This window comes from Frigoribacterium sp. Leaf415 (genome assembly GCF_001424645.1).
In the GTDB taxonomy this organism is placed as follows: Bacteria; Actinomycetota; Actinomycetes; order Actinomycetales; family Microbacteriaceae; genus Frigoribacterium.
In genome coordinates, this window is sequence record NZ_LMQR01000001.1 from 1205555 (window position 1) to 1219498 (window position 13944).

Consider the following 13944-nt stretch of genomic DNA (forward strand, 5'->3'; position numbering starts at 1 on the left):
GGTCACGACAGGGCACCGGGCCGACGTCGGAGGCGGGGGAGGTCCTGGAGCGGCCGGGAACCACCCGCGTGGTCGACGAGGTCGGCGATGCTGAAGGAAGGGGCGGGTTCCTCGACGGGGTGACGGACGTCGTCGTCGAGCCAGGTGGCACGCACCAGGACGCGGCGCCACGGGGGCACACCGGTCAGCACGACGCCCACGGGCTGCACGTCCAGGCTGAGCAGCTCGGCGCTCAGGCTCCGGAGGGACTCCACGGTCGTGACCCCGGAGCGGACGACGAGCAGCACGCCGTCGACCTCGTCGGTCACGCTGCGCAACGCGAGCGGGTGGGAGTCGCTCGAGGCCTGGACGACCGAGACGTCGTAGTCCTCCCGGAGGGCGGCGAAGAACGCGTGGGTCCCGGAGCGCACCAGGTGCCGGGACGACGCCACCACACCGTCGGGCACCGGTACGCGGTCGTACCCGTTCCGATCGGCCTCGACCTCCTCGGGCACCGCGCCGACGGGCACCGTCGACGGGCGCGAGAGGGTGCGGGTGTCGAAGTCGGACTGGACGAGGGCGCAGGTGGCGCCGAGCTCGACGACGGCGCGCGCGAGGCCGCCGTCGACGCCGACCGCCTCGCGGACCGAGTCCGTCCGTGCCAGCAGGAGGGTGGCGGGCAGCGCGCCACCGCGCAGTGCCCGCGTGTTCTGGACGACCTCGCGCATGGCCGTGCGGGTCCGGGCGGACGAGACCCCGGTGACCGGGTCGTCGCCGTGTCGGAGGGCCCCCGGGAGCTGTCCCACGACCGGGAGCCCCGTGATCCGGCGGACGTCGTCGACCGTGTCGACCGTCGGTCGGGCGCGGGAGAGGACGAGCGCGCCGGCGAGACCGACGGCCAGGCCGGCCAGGAGTCCCGAGAGGACCGAGAGCGCGAGGCCCGGTTCGTCGGGCGTCGTCGGCACGGCCGCGGGGGAGGTCAGGTCGAGTGCGACGGTCTGACCGTCCGACCCGGCCTGCGATTCGACGCGGTCGACGACCGCCGAGAGGCTCTCGGCGACGTCGTCGGCCAGCGAGGCCGCCCCGTCGGGCGTGCCGGCCGTCGTCTGCACGCGGAGGACGGCGGTGCCGCCCGGGTTGACCACCGAGACCCGCTCGGCGAGTTCGTCGACGGGGACGCCGAGGTCGGCCGCGACCGGTCCGAGGACCTCGGGGCTCGTCCCCAGCTCGGCGTAGGACGCCACACGCTGCTGCGCGAACTGCCCGCGGGCGGCGAGGCCCGATCCCGGGGACTCGACGCGGACGAGGAGGGTCGCCTCGGCGCGCCAACCGGCCGGTGCCAGCTGCGACGCGCCGACGCCGGCCGCCACCCCGAGGAGGGCCGCGACGCCGACGAGCGCGGCGTGGCGGGACACGGCCCGACCGAGACCGCCGACGAGGACACGTCGCGCCGGGGCGCCCTCGCGGCTCACGGCCTCGACCCGATCGACGGGGGCGTCACGGACTTCAGTTCGCGGAACCACTTCGGCAGCGCGAGGACGAGGTAGCCGGTGTTCGCGACGAGGAGGGCGAGGTAGACCACGGTGAACGCGGGCGGCCAGGCCAGCAGGACGAACGCGAGGCACATCAGGCCGTAGTCCGTCGGGACGACCGCAAGGGAGTAGAGCAGACCCGTGCGTCGTCCCACGGGCGCGGCGACGCCGGTCCGGGCCGCCTCCGCGCGGCGGAGCTGGTCGGTCAGGACGATGGCGAAGAAGGCCACCGTCGCCACGACCTGGTAGACGAGCGGCGCGGCCAGCAGGGCCTCGCGACCGTCCGGTTCACGCAACCACGACGCGAAGACGGCCAGGTGCAGCACCGCGATCTTGGTCGCGTCGATGACGTGGTCGAGCCACTCTCCCGCGGGGCTGCCGCCACCGCGGAGGCGGGCGACCTGCCCGTCCGCCGAGTCGAGCGCGTATCCCACGACGAGGAGCAGGACGACGGCCAGGGCGGTGCCGATGCCGGACGGTGCGAGGGCGAGGACGGCGATGCCCGCGAAGGTGCACGCGGCACTCAGGGCGGTGACCTGGTTCGGCGTGGCACCCAGCGTGTAGGCCACCGCGGCGGCCCAGCGACCGAGGCGGCGGTTGACGAAGCGGGAGTACGCGGGCGCACCCGTCGAGGGCTTCTGGGCCGACGCGAGGGCGGCGAGGGCGGGTCGCACGGCACGGGGCACGGCGGGTCGGGCCGAGGCCGCCTCGGCGGTCGGGGTCGTGGTGGTGTCGCTCACGAGGCCACCGCCAGCGAGTCGACGTCGGCCGTGTGCAGTTCGCGCGTGACGACGGCACCGATGCGACGGCGCATGCGTTCCGGTGTGAACCGCTGCAGGTAGGCCTCGCGGGCGTGGCGCCCGGCGACGGCCAGGGTGGCGACGTCCATCGACGCGAGGATCGTCGTCAGGCCGTCGACGTCGCGACGGTCGAAGAGCCAGCCCGTGCGACCTTCGTCGACGACCTCCTCGGGACCGCCGGAGCGGCTGGCGATGACGGGACGCCCCTGGCTGAACGCCTCGAGCGTCACGAGTCCGAACCCCTCGAGGGTGTCGGTCGGCAGGATGACCGCGTCGGCGTCGCGCAGGTAGGGCGACGCGTCGTCGACCTCTCCCACGACCGTGACCGTCTCGGGCCGCGAGACGATCGCGGCGACGAGACCGGGCACGTCGACGGAGGACCCGACGGCCGGGGGGCCGCCGAGGACGACGAGCTGGCCGGGGCAGCCCGCCGCGTTCCAGGCGGTGAGCAGCGTCGCGTGGCCCTTGTGGCCGTTCCATCGGCTCGCCACGACGTACTGGGGTGCGCGGCCCTCGGCGCGGTCGATCGCGGCGATCGATCGGTCCGAGACGCCGTTGTGGACCACGACGGCACGCGAGTCCTCCGCGAGGCCGGACGAGTCGAGCACCGAGCGGGACACGGCGACCAGCGAGGTGCAGGCACGGGCCAGGGGACGGAGGCCACGACGGTCACCGTCGCTCCAGGGCTCCTGCAGGTGTCCCACGACGCGGCGGACGCCCATGGCCCGGGCGACGGGAGCGACGACGAGACAGGCGCTCGTCGCGCAGTAGACGAGGTCGAAGTGGCGTCCCGACAGGCGGAGCGCCGTGCGGGCCGCGTCGCGGGCCAGGCGGACGAGTCCGAGCGCCCCGAGCCGGGTCCGGCGCAGGATCGGCAGGGGCGTCCGCTCGACGCGCGCCCCGAGCTCGCGCAGCCTCGGGCCCAGGGGCCCGACCGCGACGTCGGAGGGCAGCCAGACCGTGACGTCGAGGTCGTCGCGGGCGGCGAGCTCGCCGACCACCTCGAGCACGATCCGGTCCGAGCCGTACATCTCGTCGGACGAGTGCACGAGCAGCACCCGGCTGCGACGCGATCCCCTCCGGCGGCGGGGGAGTTCGGGCAGGTCGACGCCCGGGCGGGCGTCCTCCCGCGTGGCCGATGAGGCGGTCGCCGCCGGTGCGGACTGGCGGTCCCGGTAGTGCCTGATGTCGACGGACATGCTCTCTCCCCTGTCGTCGTGAGCGTGGTCCGGGCCCGTGATCGGCCCGTGGTGGTCTCGGATGCTGCTGGAGGGGCTCAATACGCTCCCCGGTGCTCGAAGAGGACGCGGACGGTGCGCCACATGATGACGAAGTCGACCGTCAGCGACCAGTTCTCGACGTAGTAGAGATCGAGGCGGACGCTCTCCTCCCAGCTGAGGTCGCTGCGTCCGTTCACCTGCCACATGCCGGTGAGGCCGGGCTTGATGTACAGGCGCCGGTGGACGTGGTCCTCGTACCCCTCGACCTCGCGCGGGAGGGGCGGGCGGGGCCCGACGACGCTCATCTCGCCCCGGACGATGTTCCACAGCTGGGGCAGCTCGTCGAGCGACCAGCGGCGGAGGACTCCACCGACGCGGGTGACCCGGGGGTCGGACTTCATCTTGAAGAGGAGGCCCGCACCCTCGTCGGCCTGCGTCAGGTCGGCGAGTCGGCTCTCGGCGTCGACGACCATCGAGCGGAACTTCAGCATCTCGAAGGTGCGCCCGTCCCGGCCGACCCGTCGCTGTCGGAACAGCACAGGGCCGGGGCCGTCGAGCCGCACCGCCAGGGCGACCACCGCGAACACCGGCGCGAGGACGATGAGGGCGGCGGACGCCAGCACCAGATCGGACAGACGCTTGAGGGCGTGCCGCGGACCGTCGAACTGAGGGAGCTCGACGTGCATCAGGGGGAGACCCTCGACCGGGCGGTAGTGGATGCGCGGCCCGGCCACGTTCGTCAGTCGCGAGGCGATGACGAGCTCCGTCGCGCGTCCTTCGAGCGACCATCCGAGGTCGCGGAGGTACTCGCGGCCACGTCCCGGTTCGCCGGCGACGATGACGCTCTCGGCGCCCAGACGCCAGACCGCACGGGGGACGCCGTCGAGGTCCGCCACCACGGGGACGACGCGGCCCCCGACGACGATGCCTCGCGGGTCGGCGTCCGGGACGGCGGCCCCGACGACGTCGTAGACGGCACCGCTCGTCTTGTCGATGCGACGGACGACGTCGGCGATGTCGTCGCGCGATCCCACGATGACCGCCCTCGAGAGGTAGTGGCCCTTCGCACGCTGACGCTCGAGCCAGCGCCGCATCGTCCACCGGCCGACGACCAGGCCGGCCCCGCCGACGGGCAGCGCCACCAGGAAGTAGCCCTCGCCGCCGATGTGACCGACCGAGGCGAACCCGATCGCCACGACGGCGAAGGCCCACACGCTGGCCGTGAGGAGGCGCTTGTACTCCACGACGCCGCTGCCGACGACCGCGAGGTCGCGGGTGCGGTGCAGCGTCAGGCACAGGGTCCAGACCAGTCCGACGACGACGGGCAACCCGGGCGAGCCGACCGACTCGACGAGGGTGGACGCGTCCGAGCCCTGACCGGCGGCGATGGCGCGCGCGGCGTCGACCGCGACGGCACCGACGATGCTCAGGGTCAGGACGACGGTGTCGACGAGGCGGAGACGGCGCCGGTAGCGGCGGGCCCAGGCGGCGCCGGACTCGGCGTCGTGGGTCGCGGCCGGGGAGGCGAGGGGCGCCTCCGACTCGGGCAGGTCGAACGGGGGGTCGATCCGTCGCGGTGACGACGGTCCGACCAGGACTGAGCGGAGTTCGCTCTGCGTGCTGGACATCGGGTCTCGGGTTCGGGTAGGGGACGGCACGCCCACGTCGGTGGTGACGACGGGGCGGTGGCGGGCGGTCGATCGAGGTTCGGGTTCGATCGACCGCCCAGGCGTCGCGCCGGAACACGGGCGTCACGAGGGTGCGGGACGTCCGGCGGGGCGGCGACGGGCGCGTCGGGCAGCGGGTCTGCTCGACGCACGATTCGGGTCGGTGCGGTGATGCGGGAGCAGATGCTCCCGGTGAGAGGGTCGGGTTTCTCGGTTCCTGGTGATTTCGGGTCGACCAGGAGGATGCTGTGACTCTAGTTCGGGGGGCACCCGACACTGGAGCCTATCAAGACCCCCCGTTCGGGGGCGTTCGTGTCCCCCCTGTTGCCGACACCCGAACGGGTGACCCCCGACCCCCGTCGTGTCACCCGTGCGGGGGTGACAAGGAGCCGTGAAACGCGGTGGCGCGGCGTGTCCCTCCGAGGGCAGGATGCGAGCCTCCGGGCGCCCTGTGCAAAACACCTGATCAGAAGCCTGATCACACGGACCGATGAGTGCCCGACACGCAGACGAGGGCGGGGTTCACGTTCCCGACACGTGTCGTTCATCTGACCTCGTCCCCCTCTCGGAGGACACCCGTGGGGTACACACGAACAGCGCCCCCCGACCGATCGGTCGAGGGGCGCATCACCCGTCACAATCACCCTCGTCCGCGTGTCACGGACGGGTGACGAATCCCTGCTCGACCATCCAGTCGAAGGCCACGTCGGCCGGCTCCTCGCCCTCGACGTCGACCGCCAGGTTGAGACGGCGCATCTCGGTGTCGGTGAGGGCGGGCGAGATCTCGTCGTAGACCTCGGCCAGCTGGGGGTACTCCTCGAGCGTGGCCGTCGAGAGCACCGGTGCCGCGTTGTAGGCGGGGAAGAACCCGCGGTCGTCCTCGAGCACGTCGAGGTCGAGCGAGTCGATCCGACCGTCGGTCGTGAAGACCTCGCCGAAGTTGCAGCTGCCCCGGTCCGTCGCGGTGTAGACCGTGCCCGTGTCGAGGATGCTGACGTTGCTCGTCGGCACGCCGTCCGCGGCCCCGAGTTCGAGCCCGTAGGCCGCGAGCATGGGGGCGAAGCCGTCGGCCCGCGAGTTGAACTCGGCCTCGACGCAGAAGGTGCGCTGGTCGACGGGCAGGTCGGCGATCTGCGAGAGCGACGTGATGTCGCCCAGCTCGGGCACGGCCTCCGCCCGGACGGCCATGGCGTAGGTGTTGTTGAGGGGCGCCGGCTCGAGCCAGGTCAGTCCGTTGTCGGCGTCCGCGTCACGGACGGCCTCGTACTGCTCCTGCTGGTCGGGGATGCCCTCCGCCTCGGCGAGGTAGGTCAGCCAGGCGGTGCCGGTGTACTCGTAGGTCATGTCGGCCGTGCCGTCGAGCATCAGCTGTCGCACCGCCACCGACCCCGGCACGTTCGTCATGTCGGTCACCTCGAAGCCCGCGGCCTGGGCGGCGAGCACCGCGATCTTGCCGAGGATGAGTTGCTCGGTGAAGTTCTTCGCCGTCACGGTGATGGCTGCGTCCTCGGGCAGCCCCTCGATGGCGCGGATCGAGCCGGGTGCCACCGCGGGCACGAACGCCGTCGCCGGTTGCAGGCCGCATCCGGTCAGCGCGACCGTCGCCGCGGCGGCGACGGCGAGGGCCGAGGAGGCGCGGCGCAGCCGGCGGGGGAGGCGTGAGGCGGTCATTCGCGGAGTCCCTTCGGACGGGCGACGTACTCGACGACGCGACCCAGCCAGTCGATCATGAGGGCGAGCAGGGCGATGAGCAGGGCCCCGGAGACGAGGACCCGGGGCAGGAAGAGGTTGACCCCGGTGGTGATGAGCAGGCCCAGGCCGCCGGCGCCGATGAAGGTGGCGAGGGCCGCCGACCCGACGAGCAGCACGAGGGCCGTGCGGATGCCGGAGAGCATCACGGGGACGGCCAGCGGCAGCTCGACCTTGAGCAGGACCGACGACGCGCTCATGCCCATGCCTCGACCGGCCTCGACGAGGCGGGCGTCGACGCTCTGCAGTCCGATCATGGTGTTCCGCAGCACCGGCAGCACCGCGTACAGCACGAGCGCCACGACGGCCGCCCAGAAGGTGAAGCCGAGCCAGAACGCGAGCAGCACGATGAGACCGATGGCCGGTGCGGCCTGCCCGAAGTTCGCGACGACCAGCACGGGTCCGCTGATGCGGACGAACGGGCGCCGGGTGAGCAGCACCCCGAGGGGGATCGCGAGCACGAGCACGATCGCCGCCGACACGAACGTCAGGGCGAGGTGCTCGCCCGTGTAGGCCAGCAGGTCGGAGGGGTTGAGGGTGGTGCGTTCGGCCGTCGTCAGGTCGGCCGTGGTCAGCCAGACGACGAACGCCGCGAACACGGCGAGCACGGCCACGGGTTGCACGAGCAGTCCGAGCCACGCCGGGCGGGACCCGCGCCGACCGGACGAGCTCCCGTCGACCGGGGCCGAGGCCGGGGCGACCGAGGCGGTCATGCCGCGTCCTCGTCGTCCGCGGGGGCCCCCGGCACGACGTCGAACGAGCCCGTGTTGGTGCCCACCGGCGCGTCGTGCTGGGCCTCGGCGGCCGACGCGCGCGCCCGGGTGATGGCCTCCATCACGACCTCGACCGTGATGACGCCGATGAAGGCGTCGCGCCGGCCCGTGACGAGCGCGGCACCCGCACTCGAGACCAGCATGGTGTCGAGTGCGTCGTTCAGCGTGGCGCCGCTGCCGATGACGGGCAGGTCGGCGTCGGGTGTCGAGCCCAGCACGCCGAGACGGCCGAGCTGTCGGCGCGAGGGCCACGAGACCGGTCGTTCCCGATCGTCGACGACGACCGCGTGGCCGTGGCCTGCCGCCTCGACGCGGGCGAGGACGTCGACGGCGGACTCGCCCGAGCGGGCGACGACGGCCTCGGCGAGGTCGACGTCGCGCACGCGCGTCAACGTCAGCTGCTTGAGGCCGGCCCCCGACCCGATGAAGTTCTCGACGAACTCGTTCGCCGGCTCCGCGAGGATGCGCTCGGGGGTGTCGTACTGCACGATCCGTGCGCCCTCGGAGAAGATGACGATCCAGTCGCCGAGCTTGACGGCCTCGTCGAAGTCGTGGGTGACGATGACGATGGTCTTCTGCAGCTCGTGCTGGATGTTGATCAGCTCGTCCTGCAGGCGCTGACGGGTGATCGGGTCCACGGCGCCGAAGGGCTCGTCCATCAGCAGCACGGGCGGGTCCGCCGCCAGCGCCCGGGCGACGCCGACGCGCTGCTGCTGACCGCCGGAGAGCTCGCGCGGGTACCGGTCTCGGTACGTGGCCGGATCGAGCGACACGAGTTCGAGCAACTCGTCGACGCGGGCCGCGATGCGCTCCTTCGACCAGCCGAGCATCTTCGGCACGATCGCGATGTTCGCCGCGACGCTCATGTGCGGGAACAGTCCGCCGGCCTGGATCACGTAGCCGATGCGACGGCGCAGCTCGTCGCCGTCGATCGAAGTGACGTCGTCGTCGCCGAGGACGATGCGTCCCTCGGAGGGCTCGATCAACCGGTTGATCATCTTGAGCGTGGTCGTCTTGCCGCAGCCCGAGGGCCCGACGAGCATGACGATCTTCCCGGCGGGGATCTCGAGGGTGATGCCGTCCACGGCCGGCTTCGCCTGGCCGGGGTACCGCTTCGTGACCTGGTCGAGGGTGATGCTGCGACCCGAGACCTCGTCCGAGGGGGACGAGGAGGCGCGGGTGGGGTCAGTTCTGGACACGGATGCCTCTCGAGACGGTCAGGCGGCCGAGGCCGACGAGGAGGAGGTCGAGGACGAGGGCGAGCAGGACGACGCCCACCACGCCCGTGACCACGGAGGCGAGCGCGTTCGCCCCGCCGAGTCGGGACAGGCCCGAGAAGATGAAGCCGCCGAGGCCGGGCCCCAGCGCGTAGGCCGCCACGGCGGCGATGCCCATGACCATCTGCGCGCTCACGCGGATGCCCGTGAGGATGATCGGCCACGCGAGGGGCATCTGGACGGTCGCGAGGGTGCGGAACCGGCCCATGCCGATGCCCCGCGCCGACTCGACGACGGAGCCGTCGACCTCGTGGAGTCCGACGACGGCGTTGCGCAGGATCGGCAGGGCGGCGAAGAACGTCACGACGATGACCGACGGTGCGACGCCGAAGCCCGCGAAGGGGATCAGGAGGCCGACGAGCGCGAACGACGGGAGGGTCAGCCCGACGGCGGAGACGCCGTTCGCCAGGGAGTAGAGCCTGGGACTGCGGTGCACGAGGGCGGCGAGACCGACCGAGATGAGCACGGCCAGGACGAGGCACTGCACCACGAGGGAGAAGTGCTGCCAGGAGGCGAACCAGATCTGGCTCCACCGGTCCACCACGAAATCCCACGCCACGCAGACCATCTCCCCGTCGCCGGCACCGACCGTCGGTCCGGACGGCCGCACCTCGGAGGACGACCGGCGTCCACCCTAGCCACGGCCCCTGCGCCGCGTCATGTCGCAGAGCACCGCGCACGGGGCCGGGGTGTCCGCTGCCGTTACCAGATCGGATGAAGAGAATCCCTGGTGGCGACGGCTTGTCGACTGCAGCCGACACCCCGTTGTAACGATCCTGGGTTTCGTGCCCGTCGGGCCTCCGTCAGGGGGCCGACACCTCGGTCGAGACCTTGTACCGGGCTCCGTGGTGTTCGTCCGGCAACCGGTCGCCGCGCCCGAACAGCTTCTGCCGCAGGGTGCCCGGTTCGTACTCGGTGGGATAGACGCCCCGGGCCTGGAGCACGGGGATCACGTGCTCGACGACGTCCTCGAACGTGCCGGGCGTGATCGCGTAGGCCAGGTTGAAGCCGTCGACGTCGGTCTCGTCGACCCACTCCTGCAACTGGTCCGCGATCTCGTCGCCGGACCCGACGATGCGGGGCCCGAGACCGCCGATCCCCGCCGCCTCGGCGATGTCGCGGATCGTCCACTCCTTGCCCGTGTCGCCCTCCTGCGCCTGGAAGTTCGCGAGTGCCGACTGGATGGCGTTGCTCTCGACGTCACCCACGGGGTCGTCGAGCGAGTAGGTCGACAGGTCGACGCCCATCCAGCCCGACATCAGCGTCAGGGCCCCTTCGTGGGAGGCGTAGCGCCGGTACTCGTCGTGCTTGGCCCGGGCCGCCTCGGGGGTGGCGTCGGTGATGATCGTCAGCAACGTGTAGATGCGCGCCGAGTAGCGGTCCCGACCCGCGGCCTCGAGGGCGTCCCGGATCTTTCCGACGGTCGCGGCCAGGCGTTCCTTGGTCGGGGCTGCCACGAAGATCGACTCGGCGTTGCCGGCGGCGAAGCGGATGCCCCGCGGCGAGGCACCGGCCTGGTAGATGACGGGCGTGCGTTGAGGGCTGGGCTCGGCGATGTGGATGCCGGGCACCTTGTAGTACGTGCCGTCGTGGCCGATCTCGTGGACCTTCGTCGGGTCCGTGAAGACGCCCGACTCGCGATCGCGCACGACGGCGTCGTCCTCCCACGACCCCTCCCACAACTTGTAGAGGACCTCGAGGTACTCGTCCGCCTGGTCGTAGCGGGTGTCGTGGTCGAGCTGGTCGTCGGCGCCCATGTTGCGGGCGGCGCTCGGCAGGTAGCCGGTGACGACGTTCCAGCCGACCCGCCCCTCGGTGAGGTGGTCGAGCGTGGACATGCGCCGCGCGAACGGGTAGGGGTGCTCGTAGGCCGTGCCGGCCGTGATGCCGAAGCCGAGGTGCTCAGTCGCGGCGGCCATGGCCGAGACGAGCAGGACCGGGTCGCCGACCGGTGTCTGGGTGCCGTTGCGCAGGGCCGCGTCGTGGTTGCCGCCGTAGACGTCGTAGGTGCCCAGCACGTCGGCGATGAAGAGGCCGTCGAAGACGCCCTTCTCGAGGAGGCGCGCGAGGGAGGTCCAGTAGCTCAGCTTCGTGTAGTCGGCCGAGCGGTCGTCGGGGTGCCGCCAGAGACCGGGGGACTGGTGCCCCACGCAGTTCATGTCGAAGGCGTTGAACCGGATTCGTCGAGTCATGAGGCCATCCTCACGACCCGGGCTCGGGCTGTCGTCCGTGCCGACACACGACGTCACACTCCACGCCCCGTAGCCTGTGTCGGTGCTCCCGTTCCGCCCCCGCGTCGCCGACGTCGACCGCCCCCGTCTCACCCGCGACGTCTACGTCCTCGGCGTGATCGCCTTCTTCGTCATGGTCGGCTTCGGCGTGGTCGTCCCCGTCCTGCCGGTCTACGCCCGCAGCTTCGGCGTCGACCACGCCCTGGTGGGCGCCGTCCTCTCGGCCTTCGCCCTCATGCGCCTCGTGGCGAGCCCGTTCGTGGGGCGACTCATCGACCTGATGGGCGAGCGGGTCGTGCTCTCGGTGGGCATCGGCATCGTGGCGCTGTCGAGCGGGCTCGCCGGGCTCGCCCAGACCTACCCGCAGCTGCTGCTGCTCCGAGGTGCGGGCGGCATCGGCTCGGCCATGTTCAGCATCGCGGCGATGACGTTGCTGCTCGGCGCGACCGACCCGTCGCTCCGGGCCCGGGCCGTCGGCTTCTACCAGGGCGGGTTCCTCGTCGGCGGCATGGCGGGGCCGGCACTCGGCGGACTGCTCGCCACCATCTCGTTGACGGCACCGTTCTTCTTCTACGCGGGCACGCTCGCCGTGGCCGGCCTGGTGGGCGTCGTGCTGTTGCGCCGGGCTCCGCAGCAGTCCTCGACGACCGTCACCGCGCCTCCGGTGTCCCTCGGGGTCGTGCTGCGCGACGTGCGGTTCCGGACCGCGTGCGTGGCCAACTTCGCGCAGGGCTGGTCGTCGCTGGGGGTGCGCAGCGCCCTCGTCCCCGTCCTCGTGGTCGAGGTCCTGCGCGGACCGACGGCGTGGACGGGCCTGCTCTTCGCCGCGTCGGCGGTGGCCCAGACCATCGCGCTGGCACCGGCCGCGCGCTTCGTCGACACGGTCGGCCGTCGACCGGCCGTGATCGGCGCGTTCGCGGTGGCCGCCGTGACCCTGTTCGCGGTGTCGCTCGCCCCGGACGTCTGGACCCTCGGCGCCCTGCTCTGCGTCTACGGCGTGGCGACGGCGTTCATGGGCACCGCGCCGGCAGCGCTCGTCGGCGACGCCGCGGGCGCCCGGGGCGGTCGTCCGGTCGCGATCTTCTCGATGTGCTCCGACGTCGGGGCGATCGCCGGGCCGCTCGTCGCCGGACTGTTGGTCGACACGGTCTCGTACCCCGCGGCGTTCGGCGTGGCGGCCGTCCTGCTGGCGGTGGCGGCCGGGGCGGCGGTGCGTCTGCCCCGGACCACCACCGCCGCGCCGACCCCCGCCTGATCAGCCGAGGTGCACGGGCGCCTCGGTGGGCAGCAGGTCCTCCTTGCGGCCACGGATCAGGAAGAACGAGATCGGCGCCGCGAGCAGCATGGCGATCGCGGCGGCGAGGAACGCCACCGAGTAGCCGTCGACCAGCGCACCGAGCGGCCCGCCCACCGCCGACGTCGAGGACGCGACGGCCCCGGCGTAGAGGTTCGTGAACACGGCGAGACCGATCGATCCGCCGATCTGCATCATGGCGTTCGAGGTCGCGCTGGCGGCACCGGCGTCGTGCGGCGCGACCCGGCTGAGCGCCAGGTTCTGCATGGGCACGAAGACCCCGGCGAGGCCGACGCCCATGACGAGCAGGGCCGGCAGCACCTGCACCGCGTACGAGCCGTCGGCCGTGATCTGCGTGGCGAGCCAGAGCAGCCCCGCCCCGGCGACGAGCGGCCCGACGATCATCATCGGGCGAGGGCCGACGACCGGCAGCAGCTTGGTCAGCAGGGGAGCGCAGACCATGATGACGAGCGTCATCGGCAGGCTGGCGAGCCCCGCCTCGAGCGGACCGAAGCCGAGCACGATCTGCAGGTGAAAGGTCAGGTAGAGCAGGGCGCCGATCATGACGCTCCCGACGATCAACTGCACCAGGAAGGCCCCGCCCCGGACGCGGTCGGCGAGCACGCGCATCGGCAGCAGCGGGTGGTCGCTCCGTCGCTCGACGACGACGAACAGGGCGAGCAGGCCGGCCCCCAGGGCGATGAAACCGATGACGACGGCCGACCCCCAGCCGTCCTCGGCCCGGGTGAAGCCGTAGACGAGGCTCGCGAGGCCGGCGGCGACGACGATCGTCCCGACGACGTCGAGACGGTTGCGTCCCTCGGCCCGGCTCTCGCTCACCACGAAGGCGGCGGCGACGATGGCGACGAGCACGATGGGCACGTTGACGAGCAGGCACCAGCGCCAGCTGACGAACTCGGTCAGCACTCCGCCGAGCACGAGTCCGACGGCGGCACCCGCGCCCGAGATGGCACCGAAGACGGCGAAGGCGGTGTTCCGGTCCCGGCCGGACGCGAAGGTCGTGGTGAGCACGGCGAGGGCCGCGGGGGCGAGCAGGGCGGCGAACACGCCCTGGAGGCCGCGGGCGAGGATGAGCTCGCCCCCGGTCTGCACGAGGCCGCCGAACGCCGAGGCGGCCCCGAAGCCGACCATGCCGACGATGAAGGTGCGCTTGCGCCCCCAGAAGTCGGCGATGCGGCCGCCGAGCAGCAGCAGGGCGCCGAACGCGAGCGCGTAGGCCGTGACGACCCACTGGCGGTTCTCGTCGCTGAGGCCGAGGTCGGCCTGGGCGTCAGGCAGGGCGATGTTGACGATGGTGCCGTCGAGGACGACGACGAGTTGCGCGAGGGCGACGATGACGAGCACCCACCAGCGGCGCGACGAGCGCGTCTCGGTGGGAGCGGGGGCGACGGTGGTCACTGC

General features: G+C 72.4%; 11 protein-coding genes. 1 reads left to right on the plus strand and 10 read right to left on the minus strand.

The features are described 5' to 3' along the window. Positions 1–2 precede the first annotated feature (2 nt). The 9 genes from ASG28_RS05535 to ASG28_RS05575 all read right to left on the minus strand — a co-directional run bounded on the left by ASG28_RS05535 (position 3) and on the right by ASG28_RS05575 (position 11189). Positions 3–1451 (minus strand): hypothetical protein, encoded by a 1449-nt coding sequence (locus ASG28_RS05535; RefSeq protein WP_055972876.1) that lies wholly within the window; start codon positions 1449–1451, stop codon positions 3–5. After that, on the minus strand, positions 1448–2251 hold the full coding sequence (locus ASG28_RS05540) for a CDP-alcohol phosphatidyltransferase family protein (RefSeq protein ID WP_235477573.1): 804 nt from the start codon (positions 2249–2251) through the stop codon (positions 1448–1450). Before ASG28_RS05540 ends, ASG28_RS05535 begins: the two co-directional genes overlap by 4 nt. Beyond that, the gene (locus tag ASG28_RS05545) at positions 2248–3510 is read right to left on the minus strand and encodes a glycosyltransferase family 4 protein (protein ID WP_055972879.1); all 1263 of its coding nucleotides are present in this window, start codon (positions 3508–3510) and stop codon (positions 2248–2250) included. The genes ASG28_RS05540 and ASG28_RS05545 overlap by 4 nt, the downstream gene beginning before the upstream one ends. 77 nt (positions 3511–3587) lie before the next feature. Next, positions 3588–5159: a sugar transferase gene (locus ASG28_RS05550; RefSeq protein ID WP_082454405.1), complete on the minus strand. Its 1572-nt coding sequence runs from the start codon at positions 5157–5159 to the stop codon at positions 3588–3590. 696 nt (positions 5160–5855) lie between these two features. Beyond that, a complete protein-coding gene (locus ASG28_RS05555; RefSeq protein ID WP_055972883.1) occupies positions 5856–6869 on the minus strand; it encodes a glycine betaine ABC transporter substrate-binding protein in 1014 nt (337 codons plus the stop codon). After that, positions 6866–7660 carry an ABC transporter permease gene (locus ASG28_RS05560; RefSeq protein WP_055972888.1) on the minus strand — a complete coding sequence of 265 codons (795 nt, stop codon included), beginning with the start codon at positions 7658–7660 and terminating at the stop codon, positions 6866–6868. Before ASG28_RS05560 ends, ASG28_RS05555 begins: the two co-directional genes overlap by 4 nt. Then, positions 7657–8919, minus strand: a complete 1263-nt coding sequence (locus ASG28_RS05565) for an ATP-binding cassette domain-containing protein (RefSeq protein WP_055972891.1) — start codon at positions 8917–8919, stop codon at positions 7657–7659. Before ASG28_RS05565 ends, ASG28_RS05560 begins: the two co-directional genes overlap by 4 nt. Then, positions 8906–9556, minus strand: coding sequence for an ABC transporter permease (locus ASG28_RS05570; RefSeq protein WP_235477578.1), 651 nt, complete (start codon positions 9554–9556; stop codon positions 8906–8908). The genes ASG28_RS05565 and ASG28_RS05570 overlap by 14 nt, the downstream gene beginning before the upstream one ends. A gap of 244 nt (positions 9557–9800) precedes the next feature. Then, on the minus strand, positions 9801–11189 hold the full coding sequence (locus ASG28_RS05575; protein ID WP_055972894.1) for an LLM class flavin-dependent oxidoreductase: 1389 nt from the start codon (positions 11187–11189) through the stop codon (positions 9801–9803). Between the two features lie 82 nt (positions 11190–11271). Here ASG28_RS05575 and ASG28_RS05580 point away from each other — a divergent pair, with 82 nt between their 5' ends. Then, positions 11272–12483, plus strand: coding sequence for an MFS transporter (locus ASG28_RS05580; RefSeq protein WP_235477579.1), 1212 nt, complete (start codon positions 11272–11274; stop codon positions 12481–12483). On the opposite strand, the gene ASG28_RS05585 is transcribed toward ASG28_RS05580, so the two are convergent. Then, complete coding sequence (locus ASG28_RS05585) at positions 12484–13941, minus strand: MFS transporter (RefSeq protein ID WP_055972900.1); 1458 nt, start codon at positions 13939–13941, stop codon at positions 12484–12486. It lies immediately after the preceding gene. Positions 13942–13944: the final 3 nt, after the last annotated feature.

What these genes read in the sequence shown, in the direction of transcription:
- ASG28_RS05560 (WP_055972888.1), bottom strand. Translation starts at nt 7,660, where the DNA reads ATGACCGCCTCGGTCGCCCCGGCCTCGGCCCCGGTCGACGGGAGCTCG.
- ASG28_RS05575 (WP_055972894.1), bottom strand. Translation starts at nt 11,189, where the DNA reads ATGACTCGACGAATCCGGTTCAACGCCTTCGACATGAACTGCGTGGGG.
- ASG28_RS05550 (WP_082454405.1), bottom strand. Translation starts at nt 5,159, where the DNA reads ATGTCCAGCACGCAGAGCGAACTCCGCTCAGTCCTGGTCGGACCGTCG.
- ASG28_RS05545 (WP_055972879.1), bottom strand. Translation starts at nt 3,510, where the DNA reads ATGTCCGTCGACATCAGGCACTACCGGGACCGCCAGTCCGCACCGGCG.
- ASG28_RS05555 (WP_055972883.1), bottom strand. Translation starts at nt 6,869, where the DNA reads ATGACCGCCTCACGCCTCCCCCGCCGGCTGCGCCGCGCCTCCTCGGCC.